Here is a 19,179-nt window from a genome sequence, read left to right as displayed (position 1 = left end):
AAACTTGGAGCATCAGTATTTTCTGATGGAATTAGGGTGGAACCACGACCGCAATCGTCCCTTTATGGGAATGAGTGCGGTCTTTTTGTTTACAATTTTATAGATAAAAGCAATGCGAAGGACATGATTTTAGGTCATCCCTTTCCTGACAGAAAGCAGGGTCACCGGCTGAGAGCCCTGCAGGAAAGAGACCAGGATTACCACCTTCAAGCTATGATGGGAAAATAATAGTATCCGTCATCGGTAGAACCGTTATCTCTTGTATGAGCGCCAGTATTGGCGGAATTCAGGGTGGAACCACGACCACAATCGTCCCTATTTGGGGAAGATTGTGGTCTTTTTTTATTTCAAAGGAGGATATATAAATGAACAAACAAGCAGAAGCAGAGAAACGGAATCACCGTAAACTTGGACAGCAGCTCGAACTTTTCATGAGCATGGAGGAAGCCCCAGGTATGCCTTTCTTCCTGCCAAAAGGAATGGTGCTGCGCAATAAACTGGAGGAGCTGTGGAAGGAAAAGCACGCGCGAGCAGGGTACGACGAAATAAAGACACCTATCATGATGAAGCAACAGTTATGGGAACAGTCTGGGCATTGGGATCATTATCATGAGAATATGTATTTCTCAGAAGTAGATGATCAGCGCTATGCCCTTAAACCGATGAGCTGCCCAGGTGCCGTGCTCATCTACAACAGCAAGCTCCGCAGCTATCGGGATCTGCCGCTGCGTTATGCAGAATTGGGGCTTGTTCACCGACATGAATTATCCGGCTCACTTAATGGACTGCTCCGTGTCCGGTCATTTACACAAGATGACGCACACCTATTTGTCCGCGAGGATCAGATTGAACAAGAAATCGAAAAAGTGCTGCAGCTGATCGATGATTTTTACAGCTTATTCGGCTTTTCTTATGAAGTAGAGCTATCTACTCGACCTGAAGACTATATGGGCGAACCTGCTATTTGGGATCAGGCAGAAGCATCACTGGAGAATGTACTAAAGCGCCAAGGTGTTGCTTATAAAGTCAATGATGGTGATGGCGCATTTTACGGACCTAAAATTGATTTTCATATACTCGACAGTCTCGGCCGCAGCTGGCAGTGCGGCACTGTTCAGCTGGATTTCCAAATGCCAGAAAAATTTGACTGCAGCTATGTCGATCAAGCAAACAGCCGGCAGCAGCCAATTATGATTCACCGCGCTATTTATGGCTCGATTGAACGCTTCATGGCTATCCTGATTGAGCATTATGCAGGAAACTTCCCATTCTGGCTAGCACCAGTTCAAGCACGCATCCTTCCAATTAGTGACGCACATAAAGATTATGCAAATGCTGTTTGTCAGGAGCTCCAGCAAGCTGGTTATCGTGTATCCGTTGATAATCGCGCCGAGAAGATTGGCTTGAAAATCCGAGAAGGTTCCCAGCAGAAAATTCCTTACTTGCTTATCATTGGTGATAGTGAGATGCAAAATCAGACAGTCGCTGTACGAAAACGGCCGGAAGGAAATCTTGGGGAAATGTCTTTGGCGGATGTTAGGAAGCAGTTTGAACTGTAATAAAAATAGCGGATGCTCTTGTGGAGTATCCGCTTAAAAAATATCAATTAATTCTTTGGTATAATCATGCCTGCTCGTATGATATATATCTTCTTTTCTAAACATATCAAGTAATTCTCCGTCCCTCATCACAGCGATCCGCTGACAAAGCTGATAGACAGCGGCCAAGTCATGTGAAATGAACAGATACGACATACCTAGTGTTTGCTGCAGTGAACCGAGAAGTTCTAGGATTGCACCTTGTGAAAGAACATCCAGGCTTGCTGTTGGTTCATCCAGGACAATCAGATTCGGTTCGATGCTGATTGCACGTGCAATTGTTACGCGCTGCTTTTGTCCGCCGCTCAGTTCGTGCGGATAGCGGTCTGCTAATTCTTTTGGGAGCTCTACCGTTTCAAGCAGCTGCTGGACAAAGTCTTGTTTCGATGTAAAGTGAAAGTGCTTCAACTGCAAGTCATCTTTGAACTGCAAATAAGGATCGATCAGAGAATCTTTAATTTTCAGCTTCGGATTTAGCGAGGCTGTTGGATTTTGGAAGACTGTCTGCACATTTCGCCGGTAATTCCGCAACTGTTTTCGATTTGCATGCGCGATCGGTGCATCGTTATAGACAATCGACCCGTCATCCATCTTCTCAACGCCTAATAAACAACGTGCCAATGTGCTTTTCCCGCAGCCGCTCTCACCTACTAAACCGAGACTCTCACCCTTCTGGATAGTTAAAGAAACATCGTTTACCGCAAGTTTCCCTGGGTTATAGCTCTTCTTCAGATTATGAATCTCAATTACGGTCATGACTTGCTAACCTCCCTGATGCGCATAGGAAGTGTAGGCGCAGCCTGAATCAGCTGTTTCGTGTACGCATGCTCTGGCTGGTGGACGAGTTTTTGTTTTGTTCCCGTCTCAATAATCTTGCCATCTTTCATCACGGCAATTTTATCGGAGTAGCGAACAACATGACGCCAATCATGTGTAATGAAAAGGATCGCACAGCCTTTCTTTTGCTGCAGGTCTTGAAGCAAGGATAAAATACGGTGAGCTGATACACTATCAAGTGCCGTTGTTGCTTCATCTGCAATCAAAATATCAGGTTCCAGAAGAAGCGCAAGCGCAATAGATGCCCGCTGCAGCTGTCCGCCGCTCAGCTGGAACGAATAACGCTTCGCAAAACTAGCTTCCAAACCGACAGATTCCATCGCTTCCTTCATCATTTCCTTACGTTGTGTCTTCTGGTGTACACCGTGCGTTTGCAAGTATTCTTCCATATGCTGCTGAATTGTCAGGAATGGTGTAAACGAGCCATGGTAATCTTGGAAAATGTAACTGATTGCCTTTCCGCGTAACTGATTCATTTTTTCTTTTGGATATTCCAAAACATTGTCACCTTGATACATAATACGTCCGGAGGCTCTCAAATTAGTACCAAGCAACTGACCAATTGCTTGTGAAAGCATCGTTTTCCCGCTCCCGCTCTGCCCTACAAGTGCAAACCATTCTCCTTTATCGATTGTCAGACTGACTTTATCAACAATTTTCTTTTCTCCATGTGATACCGTTAAATCTTCTATCGCTAGAATCATGGCTGCACCTCCTTTTTCACATCAAATTTGTCTCGCAGATAGTCGCCCAGTACGTTGGCCGCTAGTACGACCGCAACAATTGCCAAACCAGGATAGACCATCATTTCTGGATTCGCTTGGAAATATGGTCTCGATTCATTCAGCATCGCGCCCCATTCCGGTGTTGGCGGCTGTGCTCCAAGGCCGATATAAGAAAGCGAAGAGATAAGCAGGATGATTTTTCCGAAATCCAAGCTCGCAAGCACTAATACATTCCCAATAATATGCGGCAGCAGATGCTTACGCATAATTGTGAATGTAGACAGACCATTAATTCTGGCAATTGTGACATAGTCTTTCTGTACTTCCGTGAGCACCGTACTGCGCACCATCCGGGCATAGTTGACCCATTTGACAAGTACGATAGCAAATAATAAATTACCAATACCCGGTCCTAGCAGTCCGCTTAAGACAATGGCAATGACTGTATCTGGGAAAGCAAGGAATCCATCGGCAATTCGCATAAATAAACGATCAACCCAGCCGCCTCGCAGTCCTGCCATTAAACCAAATGGAACACCGATGATGACTGCAGCTGCCAAAGCAATCAAGCTGTAGCCAACAGTTAAACGAAAACCAAGTAACAGCCTCGTCAGCACATCCCGACCTAGATGATCTGTTCCGAGCGGGTGGCCCCATGTTGGCGATGCTAGCCGATTCCCTACATCTGTCATGGTGGCATCATGCTTCAAATAAAGAAAAGTATACGCAATAGCTGCTAGTACGATGAGCAGGATGATACTAATGAGCCACACTTTGGCTTTTTTTATTCTTTTTTGGGAATGAGCCAATACACTCATCTAGCTTAGCTTCCTTTCTTTAATCGAAGTTCTGGATTTACGTACCGATAAGATAAATCTACTAATGTATTTACAACAAAAACAATCGCTGCCATCAAGACAATGTAACCTTGGATAAGCGGATAATCACGCTGACGGATGGAGTCTACAACGAGTTTCCCTACACCCGGATAAGCAAATAGCACTTCTACTACGACTACCCCTCCGATCAAACTGCCGAGACTGACACCAAACACTGTAATGACCGGCGGCAGGCTGTAGCGAAAAGCATGCGAAAAGAAAATACGCTTTTCAGCAATACCACGCGCTCTTGCTGCCCGAACAAACTCTTGTCCGATTGAATCTAAAAGACTGGAACGAAGCAGCCGCACATACACACCTGCAATCGCGAGTCCTAATGTTACTGCTGGCAGTACAAGCGACAGCAAACTGTCGCGCCCCATCGTTGGGAACCAGTTTAGCCTCACAGCGAACATATCAATGAATATAAGTCCGAGCCAAAAACTTGGGACGGCTGCGCCAATAATAGAGAAATAGCGGCTGATATGGTCAATCCAACTTCCTTTATAAAGCGCCGATAATGATCCCAATGGTATAGCAACGATAAGCATGACAATTAAAGAACCAATTGTCAGTTCCAAGGTTGCTGGAAGACCCGTCATCAGCATCTCCGATACAGGCTGATTCGTAATATAGGAATTACCAAAATCAAGACGGATGAAATCCAGCAGCCATTTGCCGTACTGTACGATTAACGGATCATTAAAGCCCATATCCTCACGCAGTGCCTCCACTTGTTCCTGGCTGACATTTAGTTCATCCACATTCAGAATGGTGAGCGCTGGATCACCAGGCGCAAGACGAAGGAAAAGGAAACTGCAGAAGGTGACGAACAAAACGAACAGCACAACCTCTACCAATCGTTTCCCAATAATACGAAACATTACTTCACATCCAATTTATTCGTAATCATGTAGTACTCACTTCGCGTTGTAACCCAGTTTTTCACTTTTGTCTCATCGTAAGCTACCAGCGTATCTGGATAAATAACAAAGGAATTAATTTGATGCTCATCCACATAATTCGCTGCAGCTTCCGCCAGCTCGGCACGCTTATCTGCGTCTACAGTCACATTCAATTCATCAATAATCTTCGTTAATTCCGGTTCATCTGCTCCGCTGAAGTTCAAAGCACCATCCGGATGGTACGTTGCATTTAAGTAATAACCAGCATCACCGCGCGGAGCTGTCAAGTTACTATAAGTGGCCAAATCCCAGTCGCGATTTGCTGCCATATACTCTTCTGGAATTTCAATTTGACGAAGTTCCACTTCAATACCAAGCTTTTTCGCATCCGATTGGAAAATCTGTGCAATCAATGGAAGATCCGCTCTAGCAGAGTAAGTCAGCATGGTTAACGTAAGCGGCTTCCCGTCTTTTTGCATTTTCCCGTCTTCTAAGGAATAGCCCGCCTTCTCTAGATATTGCTCTGCTAAATCAGGCCCTGTTTCATGTTCACTGTAGCTAGGTGCGAATGGCAATGAATCCGGGAACGGCCCTTTTGCCGGCTGTGCATATCCTAGTAAGACAGAATCAGCAATCTTATCGCGATCGATTAATGCATCTACTGCTTTACGTACATTCACATCCTGCAAAGCCTCACGTTGCATATTCATTGTCATCTGGTGCACACGAAATGTTTCCGTTGATTCAACTTTCAAGCCATCCTTTGCTTCCAAGCTTTCAATACTCTCCACTTCCGGCCGAAAAACAACATCCGCATTACCAGACTCTAATGCTAATGAACGTGCGTTTGCATCTTCATTAAAGGAAAACGTGACCGAATCAAGTTTTCCTTTTTCATCCCAATAATCTTCATTGCGAACAAGTTCAAGCTTGCTTCCTGGCGTGAATGATTCCAGCTTGAAAGGGCCTGTCCCAATTGGATTATTTACAAAGTCTCCCGCTTCCACATTGATAATAGAAACATTCGGATTAACTAATTCAGAAATGAATTCTGGAAATGCCTGCGTATTCGTGACATGTAATGTGTTGTTGTCAATTGCTTCGATTGAGTCAATCTTCAATGCATTCTGAATCGCTACATTATCTTTCAAAGAACGTTCCAGCGATGCTTTTACAGCTTCTGCATCCATTGTCTCGCCATTTTGGAAGTGAACGCCTTCTCGAAGTGTAATGGTCCATTCTCTTCCTTCATTTGTTCCTTCCCAGCTTTCAGCCAGCCACGGTTCAATTGTAAGTGTTTCTTCGTTCAATCGTACTAAAGTTTCTGTTAAACCCGCTCGCAAAGGTACATAGCTGGAGTCCACATTTGGATCCAAGGAGTTTGTCGCGAAATTATATACAAAAGTTAAATGCTTACCATCGCTCTCAGAGCCTGCGTTATCTGAACATGCTGCCAGCAGCAGAACTAGTCCAATTAAACCGATTGCTTGTATCCAAAGTTTCCTCATGCTTTTTCTCCCCCAATTTATATGTATAAGTTAATTTCGTAATTATTACGCTTTGTATCATATCGTAACGATTACGTTTTGTAAAGTTAAAGTTCCATAAAGATGCAGTACTACGAAAAAACAGACCAGCCAGAGCTGATCCGTTAGAGTGATTGTTTTATTACGTATTGATAATATAGAACAGAAAGTACACCGAAAACAGAATAAAGTAAGGTAAACATAACCATCACCACCAGCATTGGCGTCCATAAAGAAGAACCAAACCAAAACCAGCCGGATTTAACAGCAAAATAGCTATGAGACAGTCCAATAGCTATAGGAATACCAAAGTGGAAGAGCTGCTTTTGAATAACCCCCTTCCGTAAATCAGCTTCTGTAAAACCAAGCTTTCGCAAAACTGAGTAAGTAGGCCTCTCACTATCCCCTTCGTCCATTTGCTTAATATATAGGATACAGCCGGAGGTGAGCAGGAAAGCCAGACCTAAGAATCCAACAATAAACATGTATAAGCCCATTGCTATTCTAGATATTTCTGAGGAGGCCTTCTTAGAGACAGCTATTTCATCTGGTTTTAAACTAATAAACAGATTGGCTGCTTTTTCTTCATCTTCCCTATCTTTAAGCGTAGTGAAATGAAGTGTTTGCTGTTTGGCAGCTTTGTCATTGTGAACCTTCTCAAAGTCAGCTGGTGATAATACCGCTGCCGGACCGCCGAGAGTCACGATAGATGGTACGATTGAACGTTTTACAATGTCATCTAGCTGGTAAGATCGATTCCGATCTGATGCATGAACAGCTAGCGTCCCCGCTTGAAATGACGTGTGAGCATAATCATCATCTTTAACGAAAATAACATGACCTGCTTTCACAGCAATATCTGCTTGATCAGATGAGATGAATGTTACTTCCTGTTCAGGCGACAGCGTACTGTCCTTTGACAGGGTGTCTGCGATATTTCCTTTTATCTGAGCAATTTCCTTCTTCGTCTGCTCATAATCAATTTCCGATTCGCCTAGCTTCTTCTGAAATTTTTCCTGATCATCTTCAGAGGCAAAGTAAAAATCAGCACCTCCTGTACTAGCATCAGCTTCTTTTCCTGAAGAATAGTAGGCTATGTAACCAAGCGACAGGAAACCAATTGCTAAAGCAGTGACCGTTGTTATCACCGTCAGCAGAAAAGCATTTGTACGCATTCGGAACATGATGGAGCCCATGGACATCACTTGTTGGATAGTCAGATAACCTTGCTTGCTTTTGCGAATTAGCAGGAACAGCAGTGTGACAGAACCTTTATAGAAAAAGTATGTACCGATAATTGTACTAGCGAGCGTATATCCCATCTTTCTCGTTAAGGCAGTAGAGTTCTCCGTGTTACCGTCAAAAAGAGTGGTCGACGTGTAATAACCTGAGGCAATGAAGAAGAGACCCACAATACCAATGACCACTTGGAACCATCGGATGCGCTGGCCAGACTCTGTTTTACTTTGCTGGCGGAATAACGCCAGCAGTGTATATCTCCTAATCTGCAGTGATGTCATTATCATAAGTAGTGCATATAAAATAACAATGACAATGATTGTTTGGATGACAGCTTGCCAGGAGAACTGCAGCGTGGCAACCTGCTCTATCCCAAGCAGTTTGTATAAAGTCATCATTAACAGTTTGGACCCAATGAACCCAGTGAATATGCCGGCTAACAGACTACCGGCATAAAGCGCAGCATTTTCTATCAAAAACAACAAACTGACCTGTCTTTTTGTCATTCCTGCCAATTGATACAATCCAATTTCTTTTGTTCGGCGCTTTAGAAATAATCCATTCGCGTAGAGGAGGAAAACTGCGACGATAAAAACGAGCATATAAGATGCTACTTCAATGCCGGCCTGTACTTTAAATGATTCACCTAACTTACCGACTACCGCCTCGTATTGAAGCGTGACAAAAGCGAAATACAATGCAATACTGCACACAAGCGCAAAGAAATACAAATAATAATGCCGTAAGTTCTTCTTTATGTTACGAAGAAGTAACTGGTAGATTGTCATGTAGCTCCCTCCAAAATAAAAGGGCTGGTTGCAGCCCTTCCTTAAAGTGAGTTTTTAATAACTTTGTTGTAATGAATAACGGAGAGAATTCCAAAGATAGAGTATAGGATCGTGTAAATCACCATAACGATAATCATCGGTGTCAGCATGCTAGTGCCGAATAAGAACCAACCAGATTGGACTGCAAAGTAACTGTGAAATAGACCAATGACTAGTGGGATACCAAAGTTAAACAGCTGCTTCCGTTGAATACCGCGGCGAAGATCGGTTGTTGTGAAGCCAAGCTTACGCAAAATTGTATAATTCGCTTTCTCACTTTCTGCTTCATCCATCTGCTTGAAGTAAAGAATACAGCCTGAGGTGACCAAGAATGTCAAACCGAGAAATCCTACAATAAATAGTACTAAACCAATGGAAGACTTCTGATCTTCAGCAACATCTATTCTTGAATCACTAAAATCTGCCGCTTCCAAATCTAATTGTTTGAAAAGTTCATTCGCTTTTTCTAGTTGATCTTTACCTTCAATCTCGTATCCAAAATACAAGGTATATTCCTGTGCAATCTCTGGATCAAGATCTTGCTTCAACTGCTCAAATACAGTTTCATCCACTACCATGGTTGGCAGGCCACCCATGGTGTAATAGTTCGATACAGGGTATTCATCTTGCAGCCCTGTGTAGTGCAGTGCTACCTCTGAATCTTTACCATGAACCGTGACATCCCCTTCACCCTTTAAAGACATGAAGCGCTGCAGCATCTCATTATAGCCCGTCAATTTCAACTCATCCGGAGCTACTTCTATGCCAGCTGCATCTTCACTAATGAAGACCGTTTCCATCATTGAAGCATCAAAATTCATCTCTAATGCTGTTTGCAAGATATCCTCAATATCCAGCATCGTTGTATACACTTCCGCTTTGTTTTCCTTATAAGCTATATCTGCCTCATCTAATACCTGACGGAAAGCTTCAGCATCCTTTTCTGTTAGCAAGTAGAAATCCTTTCCGCCTGTATAGTTATAAGCTGTCGACTCAGCAGAGTAGTACGTGATATAGCTTAAGGACAATAGCCCAATAGCCAATGCAGAAACAGTGGTAATGATTGTTAAAAGTGCGGCATTCGATTTCATACGAAACATGATAGACGAAAGAGACAGCACTTGCTTAATATTTAGATAGCCGCCCTTTTGTTTTCGTATGAGACTGACTAAAAAGGCAACCGACCCTTTGTAGAACAAGTAAGTACCAAGAATGACAGAAAACAAGATGAAAATCATGCCTCCGAATAATTCCACCATGGTGGAGAAGTCTCCATCAAAAAGCTTTCCTGACAAGATATAACCAGTGGCAATGAAGGCAATACCCAAGATACCAATAATAACTTGAAAGACTGACAGCTTGCGTGCTGTCATCTCTGTTTGTGATTTTACACGGAATAATGATAAAATCGTCTGCCGCTTGATAAAAAATAGATTCATCAACAGAATCAGCACATAGACGCATAGGAAAAAGATAAACGTTTGGAGTAAAGCTCTAGGTGAGAAAGATAAAGAAGCAATTCCTTCCACTCCAGTAATCTTGAAAAGAATCATAATCAAGAGCTTGGAACCGATAAAACCTAAAGCAACCCCGATCACTAAACTACCAAAGTATAGAATCGCATTCTCTGCACTAAGCAGACCAAAAACTCTATTCTTCGTCATTCCAATCAACTGAAAAAGACCGATTTCCTTACTGCGCTGCTTAATGAAGATCATATTTGCATAAAGCAGAAAGACAGCAACAATCGCGATAAGAAGAATAGAAGCAGTTCCGATACCAGCAGATCCTTTTACCGAACCTTCCACCGGATCCATCGACTTATCATACTGCAGCGTTACAAAAGCAAAATACAATCCTGAACTAAAGATCAAAGCAAATACATACAAATAATAGTTACGCAGATTTTTCTTCAGATTACGGAGTATCAGGCTATTAATGTTCATTTTGCACCCCGCTGAGCACGCCTTGCGTGGCCATGATATCTTTGAAGAAGGCTTGTCTTTCTTGCTGTCCTTTGTTCAACTGGGTATAGATTTGGCCGTCCTTAATGAAAATAACGCGGCTGCAGTAGCTGGCGGCGGCTGGATCATGTGTGACCATCACGATGGTTGCTTTCCGGTTCTGGTTAAGCGAACTAAGCTTGTTGAGCAGATCAGATGCTGATTTAGAATCAAGCGCTCCTGTCGGTTCATCGGCAAATATGATGCTTGGTTCATGAATAAACGCACGAGCTGCTGATGTACGCTGCTTCTGACCGCCGGATATTTCGCTAGGATACTTGTTTTGAATATCAAAGATTCCAAGCTGATTGGCTACTTCTTCAAACTTTTGATTGGCTTCTTTTTTCGGTACTTTCTTGATAGACAACGGAAGAAGGATATTTTCTTTCACCGTTAATGTATCAAGCAGATTGTACTCTTGGAAAACGAAGCCCAAATGATTTTTACGGAATTCTGCCAGCTGCTTTTCCTTCATATTTGTGATTTCATTGTTTTGGATGAGGATGGTACCGCTGCTTGCATAATCGATTGAGGATAGAACATTCAGCAGCGTTGTTTTACCAGATCCGGACGATCCCATAATCCCCACAAACTCACCTGCTTCAATGCTGAGGTCGACACCTCGCAGTACTTCCTGTTTATTAAATTTATTGCCGTAATTCTTCTGCACTCTTGTCGCTTCTAGAATTCCCATTTATTCGCACCTCTTTGTGTGATTTGTTACCTCAAGTATACGGATGCACCAAAATACGCTCCTGCTTTTCAGCTAACAAACGAACAAAAGCGTGTGACAATCTTGTCACACGCTCGTCATGCCGACCATTTCATTCCGTTTCGGGAAAGTGAGTGTAAAGCATGTGCCTTTTCCTATTTCAGATGCCACGTCAATGTTGATTCGGAGTGGCTTCGCTGCCTTTTTAGTCAGATAAAGCCCCATACCTGTAGCCGCTTTATCGTGCTGGACTGTTGATGTAAAACCCCGTTCAAATATCCGCGGCATGTCTTTTGCATCTATTCCGATACCGTTATCTTGAATATGTATCCGTATATGTCCATCCCGCTTTTCACTCATGATGTGAATATCACTGTTTTCACTATACTTGACGGCATTGGATAACAGCTGCCGTAGAATAAATGTGAACCATTTTGTATCACTGAGCACCATTGTTTCTTTTAGGTCTATTTCAAACCCAACTCCCTTTTGCATACACCAAGATCTTAGTGATCTAACTTCCTGACTTATTACATTCGGTAACTGGATTTCTTCTATAAATAAGTCGTTTTCAATGAACGTAATTCGTTTTTGATGGATTTGGGTGTCTAACAGCATATGTACACGAAGCCATTCATACGTGAGCTGCTGCTTTAATGTCATATCCTCTATCCGCTCCATGATTAGCTGCATCGCAGTTAAAGGTGTTTTTACTTCGTGGATCCAAGACAGTAGCTCATCTTTCTCTTGTTCCAAAGCTTCCCGACGATCAGCAGAAGTTCGATTTAAGAAACGCACTTGTTCTTGAAGACTTTCATGCACAATATACTCATAAGGACGATTGGGTTCAGGCAAAGTGGATGCATCCAGACTCTTTTCCCAATCTTTTATACCACGATAAAAGCGGGTTTCCCGATGATAGCGAAGGAATAGAAAAATAAGCAGCAGTAGCCAGAACAGCATTAAGAGATACAGAATCGATGCAAAGGGAATCGTCGAATCCACATAAGCTACTAGTAAAAGCAAACAGGATAGCAGGATAAACATACCGATCCAGCTCGCTTTATCACGCAAATAGCTACGAATCATAGATTATCCGCCTCAAGTGCAGCGTATCCTTGCCCTACTTTTGTTTCAATATGCTGACCAAGACCGATAGCTTCCAATTTCTTTCGCAATCTGTTCACATTCACTGTTAGTGTGTTATCGCTAATGAAGCGTTCATCGTCCCATAGACTTGTTATTAGTTTTTCACGTGAAACAATCTTGTTTTTTTGTTCAACTAAAAGCTTCAGGATAAACATTTCATTTTTTGTCAGTTCCACTTTTCCGACATCATTTTCAACTTCATTTTTTTCATAATCTACCGTCGCACCGTTCCATGTCTTTAATTTGACGGTATCTATGCTGTAATTATAAACACGTCGAAGAATCGCTTGGATCTTAGCAATCAGCACCTCAAAGTGAAATGGTTTTTGTACGAAATCATCTCCGCCCAGCTGCATCGCCATAACCATGTCCATCGGGTGATCTCGAGAGGACAAGAAAATGATTGGTACATTGGAGTGCGCTCGAATCATGCGGCACCAATGAAACCCATCATAGCTCGGCAGCTGAATGTCAATCAGCACAAGCTCCGGCTTAACTGCCGAAAACTTTTCCATTACTTGCCCAAAATCATCTATCCCTTGTACGTCATAAGACCATTGCGTCAAGCGTGCCTTAATCTCTTCGAATAAGCTTTTATCATCTTCAATCAACAAAATCTTAAACACGTTCGTCACCCCATTCGTCTTGCTTAGAATTGTAACGAATATCCCATATTTTTACTACCGTCTATTTTAAAGATTGTTTCTATATCAAGCATGTGCTAGAGTTTTCTCATATAAATAAAGCGAGGTTCTGCATGATGTTCGATCCAACTGTATTTGATAACTTGAAAATAGCTTTTGAAAACCAGCTTTATGATCTGGACAATCTGGATAATGAAATCAACATTATATCTCGGCATGACAACATGGAAATGGCAACAATGTCTCGTGAATTTCGCTTGGGCTTTACGATGCAAGACAATGCCGACATCACTGCGGAAATTTGTTTAGAAGCGTCTCTAAAGGATTTAGCAGATGAAATATTGGAAGCACCAGACACAGATCCAGGCTGCACATTACGTGTGTTCTTTACTATGACAGTTGAAGATCCGGAAACAGAGTGTCCTATTATTGAATCGATTCTAACCAAAATATGGACCCCGCCAAGCCGGCCAAAACAAACATTACAATATGTATTTGATAACCAGCAAGCACACTACCAAAATACCGTAGAAGTTCATTTTGACCGTAAGATTAATGAAAATCAGATGGAGGATATTCCAAGTTTGATTGACCACATTTTAGATTCGCTTGAAGCTTTGATGACAGAATAAGAACAGCCTGCAGATTTAACTGCAGGCTGTTCTTTATGGTATTATGCTCGAACTGTTTTTCCTAACTCATTTCCAAGCTGGAAATAATGACGGAAATTATAAATCAACGGGCTGAATACACTCGGATCAATGTGATGATTACTTTCTTCCAGAATATCTTTATGGGCTTGAACAGTTAAAGCTTCTACCTCCACGATCGCAACTCCTTCCAAATAATCAGGCTTCCTAATATGCATTACTTGTGCTTCAATATGGAGCGGACATTGTGCCACCGCTTCCACATCTACCATCGCAGAAGGTTGCCTTATAAGTCCCGCATAACCGAACTTGTCTTGGATTGATATACAGCCATATGCTTCTTTTCCAAGAGGAACTTTTTCTTTTCCTGTGCAAGACGCTAATCTTTCAACGTGAGTCCATAAATCAGGACCTGGAAGATTCAATACACATTCTCCTTGCCTCTCTAAATTCTCGTACGCTTTTCCATCTGTACCAAGACCAAGAACTAACATATGACCTAAAGCCCAAGATGAAGATATCGGACTTATATTCGTCGTACCATCCTCATTTGCTGTAGTCAGAAGTACCACTGGATTACCATAATACAAAATTTTAGGGTGAATCGTTTGTTTTTTTATGACCATGTATCTTCTCTCCTTCCATATATTAGCTTAAAATAAATATGATAAGAACCTCATCGAAATATGGATGTAAGGAAAGGAGAAAAGCCATTGTACCGACAACACACTGCTGAAGCTGCAAGACTTCTGATTGATCCATCTCGAAGCGTTATGCTTACTTCGATGCTGGATGGGCGGTATCACACATCCGGAGAACTAGCCAGATTCGCTGGCATAACACCGCAAACTGCCAGTTTTCATCTAAAAAGATTAGAAGATGCCGGTATTATCCATCAGACCAAACAAGGGCGCCATCGCTATTATGGATTGATGAGCCCCGATGTTGCGAAGATACTTGAATCGCTGCTGACTATTTCACCACCACCACGAATTTCTTCCTTTAAACAGGCTGGAGAAGATCAAGCTATCCGGTATGCCCGGACTTGCTATGATCACCTTGCCGGTACACTTGCAATAAAGATTACAGAATCCTTAATAAACGATGGTTACATCACACAAGAAAACGAACATTATTTGCTAAGCGAAAAAGGAGAGCATTTCTTCTCCCACTTTGGTATCGACCTGGAACTAGCGAGGAAAAAGAGACGATCTTTCTGTCCTTGCTGCTTAGACTGGAGTGAACGAAAGCATCATATTGCTGGGGCTTTAGGGAACGCAATGCTAATACGTTTCTTAGAATTGGGTTGGTTTAATAAGAAAGCTGCTTCGCGGGCTCTGCTTCCCACAGAAACGGGGAAGAAAGGATTCAAGACTATTTTTGGATTAGATGTTTCTAACTCAAATGAAACAGCTGTGAAATAAAAATCTTCAGCTGGTTGAAGTTTTCTGTACTTTAAGCGAAATTTGTTAGTACTGCATAATCTATACTATTGCTATAATTAGGAAAATAAAGGTGAAGGGGGATGCACGTGAATTTACTAGAAATACCATATACCAAGCAGCGACCCGAACTTCCTTCTGGCTGTGAAGTCACAGCACTGACAATGGCACTCTCTTTCTATGGTGTATCGGTCAGCAAACTGACATTAGCTCGTGAAATGCCGATGGATCAAACACCTATAGCCCGCGATGAAGATGGAAAAATAACAGTTTGGGGCGATCCCGAAGATGGCTTTGTCGGAGATCCTTTTGATAATGGTATTACCATAAATCCAAGACCGCTCAAACAGCTAGCAGATAGATATCGTCCTGGCAGCTTGGCTCTGTATGGCGAAGCATTCCCAAGCATCGAAAGTCATCTGACAGATGGTCGACCTGTGCTAATCTGGTTCACAATTCATCATGAACTGCCTATTGAGCGTTCCTGGAAGACGCCTGCCGGTAAAACTGTACCCGCACCCCGTCCGCTCCACTGTATTGTTTTGACTGGGACAGACGATGATTATGTCTATTTCCATGACTGTGAATCGACGGAAAAAAGCGGGGCACATGTAAAAGCAGCAAAAGAACACTTCATTCGCATATATGACGCCATGGGCAGACGCGCTCTTGTCGTCACATAGAAAAACACGGTGTTCCAACCGTGTTTTCTTCATCTCATCGCCTCATATATTGCTTGAACAATGGGTCCATAATCGCCGGTAGCATACTCATCCCCTGCAAATAGATTGCTGTTTTGTTCCGGATTCACTACAGGTGTATGCTTCTTATTTGTCAGCAGCACGATGCCTAAATCATACGCAGGATCAATAATAGTTACTGTCCCCGTCCAGCCTGTGTGTCCATAAGCAGTTTCACTTGCCAATGAACCGAACATCCAATCCATTTTCCCACCACTTCCATTCCGCCTCCAGCCCAGTCCATAGGTTTCATTCGTCGGAGAAGCTGCTGTAAATTCGTCCATCACAGCTTCATCGAAAAATCGATGAGCGCCATAGTCACCACCATTGAGCATCACTTGCAGGAGTACTGCCATATCCGCTGTCGTGGAGAAAAGACCAGCGTGACCAGCGATACCATTCATTGCATAATAGCTCTTTTCATCATGTACTTCTCCAATAATTGTCTCATGGCGAATGTGCGGGAAGGAGATATATCCATCACGTGTATTACCCAGACGCTCTGTCGCCGCTATATCTTTTTTCTTTACGCCCTTGTCCAATGGATTGAACATTGTATTACTCAAATGAAGCGGTTTGTAGAAAGTTTCCTCCACAAACGTATCTAGCTGTTTCCCCGTCACCCGCTCCACAATGACGCCCAAAAGCATATAATCAATATCACTGTATAAATGATTTGTGCGAGGTTCATATTCCAGCGGTACTTGTGGAAGAAGTTCAAGGGTGCGATCCCTATCTTGAGAATAGAACACACCTGCTGCGTTCGGATCATGGAACTCTATACTTGCAGGGAAGCCTGCTTGATGCTGTAGCAGATCTTGAATTAAGATAGTATCTTTCCCTTTTATGTCTGCGTCTGCTTTATCCTTGAATTCCGGAATATACGCACTGACTTTATCTGTTAAAGCGATCTGGCCTGTACTCACTAGATGCTGCAATGCAATGTTTGTAGCATACATTTTCGTATTCGAAGCCAAGTCATAAAGTGTTTCCTTCTTCAACTTCTTTGGATGCTTCAGCTTTTCTAGTCCGTCATATACTTGCTGATAACCGTAACGAGACTCTTTTGCGATTTTCCTGTCTTTTATAATGATTAAGGACGCTCCCGGAAACCCGTTCTCGATATCATTTTCGATTAACTTATCAACTTTAGCTAAGCCAGCCTTCGTAAAGCCTGCTTCTTCTGGATTTTTCACTTTCTTAAGTATCGTGGGTTCATTTGACATAGCCACCACCTCAGTCGGTACGAACAATAGCAATAACATTAGAGCCAGAACCGCAGTTTGCAGACCCGTTCGTAACATTCACATTCCTCCTTCGTCTTTTCTACTGTTTCCGCTAAAAAGAAATAAATCCTTTCGCAACAGTAAAAACACGAAAAAAGCACTGCGCTAAGCAGTGCTCTAGAGTCATTTTGTTCATTAGTCGATTAGTTTTCTGTTCTTTTGGTAGGACCTTCGGAGAGAGGCATAATCAGTTATAAAAAGTATATATTCCTTCTTTTATACTCATCATCCGGCAGTAAAAAACGTATCCATGTTTTCTCCATTTAGTCTACCTCCCAAAATAGATCATCCAATGTCTTTCCCAATGCTATTGCAATTGCTGCACAAAGCTGCAAGGTTGGATTGTACGCTCCTTTTTCGATTAAACCAATTGTTTGTCGCGTAACACGTACACGGCGTGCAAGCTGCTCTTGCGTCATTTTTTGTTCTATTCTGGTGATTTTCACTTTATTTTTCATATGTTAGCCCCTATGCAATTTATATATTGCATTTGTAAGGTATACATTACATTTTATGGAATGTATTTGTCAATAGAAAAAGCGGGACATAACAAGGTTAATTCATCCTAAAAGCGAACGATAACTAGATCCGTACTTTTTAATGCAGCTCTCTGACGACTGCTGCTTTATAACTTTAGCTGTTATCGTCGGACAAGAATGGCTTTTGAAGTAGACACCGACAAGAAAATCGCTATCTTTTTCGAGGAGTCTACGTACTCTGCCTACACGAGTGAAGATTTCCTATAACAAAAATCAGCGCAGGAAATACATGGAGACTCCCGCGGGAAAGCGGAGTGTATTTCCGAAGCGATGCTCTCATCTTCGTTTCCAATGCAAAAATCCAAACAATGCTGCTGTTGATTGCAAAATTGTTTGGATTTTTATATAGCTTAAACAGTTATGTTCCAGCCTCTAGTTTTCTTTCTTTAGCTGCCAAATCATCCATATTGCAAGCCCAAGCATAAAAAAAGATTGTATACAGGTTAGCAAGATTAACTCTGTATTCTCATCTATATGGATATAGCGCAAAATTATTTGTGGTGAGAAAAACAGAACCGGCAAGACAATGACCAACCATGTTTTAGAAAAGACAGCTAGACCCGCAAAGACAAGGAGTGACATAAAGATCAATGCTGTGTTCCCTACTGGACTAACGGTCAATACTGGTGTTTGTTTCCAATCATTAGCAAATAGCAGGCCAACAAATAGGGAAATCTGAATGATACTAAATAAAAGATAACTCAGGATTTCTGCTTTTTTTGAAACTTTATTAGCAGCAACATAACGATATAAACAAAAAAGTGCGAGAATGCTAAAAATGAACAGCACTGGATTTCCAATTAAAATTAGTAAGGAATAGCTCCTATCATTATCTAACGCTTTATCCATCACAAGATAAGCAAAAGCTCCCAGGATAATCATTGGCATATACAAAATCCAAAATCGGCCATCCTTATCTACTTCTGCCTCTACCTCCTTCATATAAGACTTGGGGGATTTCCCGATGATGTGCTCGATACTTTTCCCATTCTGTTCCGCCTCATACAGATGATCCTCAAGTTCCTCAAGCAGTTCATTCACTTCTTCTTCTTTTTTATTGCTGGCAAAAAGGTAAACACGCAAGTTATCGAGAAATGTTTGACTTTCTTTGGATAGTGTCATGATTGATTCCTCCTTAGAATGTTATCAACACTGGACGAAATTGCTGACCACCTTACTTCAAAGTCCTTCAATTCTTTCTCTCCCGCTGGTGTCAGCTGATAATATTTCCGTTTCGGTCCGCCAGACGGCAAGGCTTTGCTTGTTGTCGTTACGAGCCCTTCCTTTTTCATTCGCAGCAGTAAAGGGTAGATACTGCCCTCACTGACCATCGTAAATCCATAAGAAGCAAGTTTCTCCACCATTTCATATCCATACGTCTCGCGTTCTGCAATGATAGCGAGCAAGCACCCTTCCAGAATCCCTTTTAATAATTGGCTAGATGACAAAATCGACTTCCTCCTCAACTATATTGCTTTA

At 42.2% G+C, this 19,179-nt stretch carries 19 protein-coding genes and 1 other annotated feature (1 of these 20 cut by a window edge); of the genes, 4 read left to right on the top strand and 15 right to left on the bottom strand.

The genetic code is table 11. The features are described 5' to 3' along the window. Positions 1 to 65: a binding site (T-box leader), on the top strand; it begins 151 nt to the left of the window's first position. Between the two features lie 300 nt (positions 66 to 365). Then, positions 366 to 1,559 (top strand): threonine--tRNA ligase, encoded by a 1,194-nt coding sequence (thrS, locus tag B1K52_RS05505; RefSeq protein WP_077306168.1) that lies wholly within the window; start codon positions 366 to 368, stop codon positions 1,557 to 1,559. Between the two features lie 33 nt (positions 1,560 to 1,592). On the opposite strand, the gene B1K52_RS05500 is transcribed toward thrS, so the two are convergent. The 10 genes from B1K52_RS05500 to B1K52_RS05455 form a co-directional block, all read right to left on the bottom strand. Next, positions 1,593 to 2,354, bottom strand: a complete 762-nt coding sequence (locus tag B1K52_RS05500; protein ID WP_077306166.1) for an ABC transporter ATP-binding protein — start codon at positions 2,352 to 2,354, stop codon at positions 1,593 to 1,595. Continuing rightward, positions 2,351 to 3,139: an ABC transporter ATP-binding protein gene (locus tag B1K52_RS05495; protein ID WP_077306164.1), complete on the bottom strand. Its 789-nt coding sequence runs from the start codon at positions 3,137 to 3,139 to the stop codon at positions 2,351 to 2,353. The genes B1K52_RS05500 and B1K52_RS05495 overlap by 4 nt, the downstream gene beginning before the upstream one ends. Further along, the gene (nikC, locus tag B1K52_RS05490; protein WP_077306162.1) at positions 3,136 to 3,978 is read right to left on the bottom strand and encodes a nickel transporter permease; all 843 of its coding nucleotides are present in this window, start codon (positions 3,976 to 3,978) and stop codon (positions 3,136 to 3,138) included. The genes B1K52_RS05495 and nikC overlap by 4 nt, the downstream gene beginning before the upstream one ends. 5 nt (positions 3,979 to 3,983) lie before the next feature. Further along, the gene (nikB, locus tag B1K52_RS05485; RefSeq protein ID WP_077306160.1) at positions 3,984 to 4,922 is read right to left on the bottom strand and encodes a nickel ABC transporter permease; all 939 of its coding nucleotides are present in this window, start codon (positions 4,920 to 4,922) and stop codon (positions 3,984 to 3,986) included. Continuing rightward, positions 4,922 to 6,451 (bottom strand): nickel ABC transporter substrate-binding protein, encoded by a 1,530-nt coding sequence (gene nikA / locus B1K52_RS05480; RefSeq protein WP_077306158.1) that lies wholly within the window; start codon positions 6,449 to 6,451, stop codon positions 4,922 to 4,924. Before nikA ends, nikB begins: the two co-directional genes overlap by 1 nt. Before the next feature lie 143 nt (positions 6,452 to 6,594). Then, the gene (locus B1K52_RS05475) at positions 6,595 to 8,496 is read right to left on the bottom strand and encodes an ABC transporter permease (protein ID WP_077306156.1); all 1,902 of its coding nucleotides are present in this window, start codon (positions 8,494 to 8,496) and stop codon (positions 6,595 to 6,597) included. Positions 8,497 to 8,537: 41 nt separating this feature from the next. After that, positions 8,538 to 10,481, bottom strand: coding sequence for an ABC transporter permease (locus tag B1K52_RS05470; protein WP_077306154.1), 1,944 nt, complete (start codon positions 10,479 to 10,481; stop codon positions 8,538 to 8,540). Beyond that, complete coding sequence (locus B1K52_RS05465) at positions 10,471 to 11,232, bottom strand: ABC transporter ATP-binding protein (protein ID WP_077306152.1); 762 nt, start codon at positions 11,230 to 11,232, stop codon at positions 10,471 to 10,473. Before B1K52_RS05465 ends, B1K52_RS05470 begins: the two co-directional genes overlap by 11 nt. A 105-nt stretch (positions 11,233 to 11,337) precedes the next feature. Further along, positions 11,338 to 12,339: a sensor histidine kinase gene (locus B1K52_RS05460; protein ID WP_077306150.1), complete on the bottom strand. Its 1,002-nt coding sequence runs from the start codon at positions 12,337 to 12,339 to the stop codon at positions 11,338 to 11,340. Further along, positions 12,336 to 13,025: a response regulator transcription factor gene (locus tag B1K52_RS05455; RefSeq protein WP_077306148.1), complete on the bottom strand. Its 690-nt coding sequence runs from the start codon at positions 13,023 to 13,025 to the stop codon at positions 12,336 to 12,338. The genes B1K52_RS05460 and B1K52_RS05455 overlap by 4 nt, the downstream gene beginning before the upstream one ends. Positions 13,026 to 13,156: 131 nt before the next feature. Here B1K52_RS05455 and B1K52_RS05450 point away from each other — a divergent pair, with 131 nt between their 5' ends. Next, the gene (locus tag B1K52_RS05450; protein WP_306278113.1) at positions 13,157 to 13,675 is read left to right on the top strand and encodes a hypothetical protein; all 519 of its coding nucleotides are present in this window, start codon (positions 13,157 to 13,159) and stop codon (positions 13,673 to 13,675) included. A 41-nt stretch (positions 13,676 to 13,716) separates the two neighbouring features. On the opposite strand, the gene B1K52_RS05445 is transcribed toward B1K52_RS05450, so the two are convergent. Next, positions 13,717 to 14,319, bottom strand: a complete 603-nt coding sequence (locus tag B1K52_RS05445) for a flavin reductase family protein (RefSeq protein WP_077306146.1) — start codon at positions 14,317 to 14,319, stop codon at positions 13,717 to 13,719. 87 nt (positions 14,320 to 14,406) lie between these two features. On the opposite strand from B1K52_RS05445, the gene B1K52_RS05440 reads away from it, so the two are divergent. Then, on the top strand, positions 14,407 to 15,117 hold the full coding sequence (locus B1K52_RS05440) for an ArsR/SmtB family transcription factor (RefSeq protein ID WP_373022233.1): 711 nt from the start codon (positions 14,407 to 14,409) through the stop codon (positions 15,115 to 15,117). Positions 15,118 to 15,224: 107 nt separating this feature from the next. Then, positions 15,225 to 15,818: a C39 family peptidase gene (locus tag B1K52_RS05435; RefSeq protein WP_256855845.1), complete on the top strand. Its 594-nt coding sequence runs from the start codon at positions 15,225 to 15,227 to the stop codon at positions 15,816 to 15,818. Positions 15,819 to 15,847: 29 nt separating this feature from the next. Here the strand turns inward: B1K52_RS05435 and pbp4b are convergent, their stop codons facing one another. The 4 genes from pbp4b to B1K52_RS05415 all read right to left on the bottom strand — a co-directional run bounded on the left by pbp4b (position 15,848) and on the right by B1K52_RS05415 (position 19,148). After that, entirely contained in the window at positions 15,848 to 17,179 is a 1,332-nt protein-coding gene (gene pbp4b, locus B1K52_RS05430; RefSeq protein WP_077306140.1) for a penicillin binding protein PBP4B, read from the bottom strand. Positions 17,180 to 17,424: 245 nt separating this feature from the next. Further along, the gene (locus B1K52_RS05425) at positions 17,425 to 17,619 is read right to left on the bottom strand and encodes a helix-turn-helix transcriptional regulator (protein ID WP_077306138.1); all 195 of its coding nucleotides are present in this window, start codon (positions 17,617 to 17,619) and stop codon (positions 17,425 to 17,427) included. Between the two features lie 453 nt (positions 17,620 to 18,072). Further along, on the bottom strand, positions 18,073 to 18,822 hold the full coding sequence (locus B1K52_RS05420; protein WP_077306136.1) for an HAAS domain-containing protein: 750 nt from the start codon (positions 18,820 to 18,822) through the stop codon (positions 18,073 to 18,075). Then, on the bottom strand, positions 18,819 to 19,148 hold the full coding sequence (locus B1K52_RS05415; protein ID WP_077306134.1) for a PadR family transcriptional regulator: 330 nt from the start codon (positions 19,146 to 19,148) through the stop codon (positions 18,819 to 18,821). Before B1K52_RS05415 ends, B1K52_RS05420 begins: the two co-directional genes overlap by 4 nt. Positions 19,149 to 19,179 lie beyond the last annotated feature (31 nt).

The sequence above is a fragment of the Terribacillus halophilus genome, from assembly GCF_900162685.1.
GTDB classification, from domain to species: domain Bacteria; phylum Bacillota; class Bacilli; order Bacillales; family Amphibacillaceae; genus Terribacillus; species Terribacillus halophilus_A.
This window is presented reverse-complemented; position numbering and strand designations above follow the sequence as displayed.

Coding starts and splice junctions, on each gene's coding strand:
- thrS (WP_077306168.1), top strand. CDS start 366: ATGAACAAACAAGCAGAAGCAGAGAAACGGAATCACCGTAAACTTGGA.
- B1K52_RS05500 (WP_077306166.1), bottom strand. CDS start 2,354: ATGACCGTAATTGAGATTCATAATCTGAAGAAGAGCTATAACCCAGGG.
- B1K52_RS05495 (WP_077306164.1), bottom strand. CDS start 3,139: ATGATTCTAGCGATAGAAGATTTAACGGTATCACATGGAGAAAAGAAA.
- nikC (WP_077306162.1), bottom strand. CDS start 3,978: ATGAGTGTATTGGCTCATTCCCAAAAAAGAATAAAAAAAGCCAAAGTG.
- nikB (WP_077306160.1), bottom strand. CDS start 4,922: ATGTTTCGTATTATTGGGAAACGATTGGTAGAGGTTGTGCTGTTCGTT.
- nikA (WP_077306158.1), bottom strand. CDS start 6,451: ATGAGGAAACTTTGGATACAAGCAATCGGTTTAATTGGACTAGTTCTG.
- B1K52_RS05475 (WP_077306156.1), bottom strand. CDS start 8,496: ATGACAATCTACCAGTTACTTCTTCGTAACATAAAGAAGAACTTACGG.
- B1K52_RS05470 (WP_077306154.1), bottom strand. CDS start 10,481: ATGAACATTAATAGCCTGATACTCCGTAATCTGAAGAAAAATCTGCGT.
- B1K52_RS05465 (WP_077306152.1), bottom strand. CDS start 11,232: ATGGGAATTCTAGAAGCGACAAGAGTGCAGAAGAATTACGGCAATAAA.
- B1K52_RS05460 (WP_077306150.1), bottom strand. CDS start 12,339: ATGATTCGTAGCTATTTGCGTGATAAAGCGAGCTGGATCGGTATGTTT.
- B1K52_RS05450 (WP_306278113.1), top strand. CDS start 13,157: ATGATGTTCGATCCAACTGTATTTGATAACTTGAAAATAGCTTTTGAA.
- B1K52_RS05445 (WP_077306146.1), bottom strand. CDS start 14,319: ATGGTCATAAAAAAACAAACGATTCACCCTAAAATTTTGTATTATGGT.
- pbp4b (WP_077306140.1), bottom strand. CDS start 17,179: ATGTTACGAACGGGTCTGCAAACTGCGGTTCTGGCTCTAATGTTATTG.
- B1K52_RS05425 (WP_077306138.1), bottom strand. CDS start 17,619: ATGAAAAATAAAGTGAAAATCACCAGAATAGAACAAAAAATGACGCAA.
- B1K52_RS05420 (WP_077306136.1), bottom strand. CDS start 18,822: ATGACACTATCCAAAGAAAGTCAAACATTTCTCGATAACTTGCGTGTT.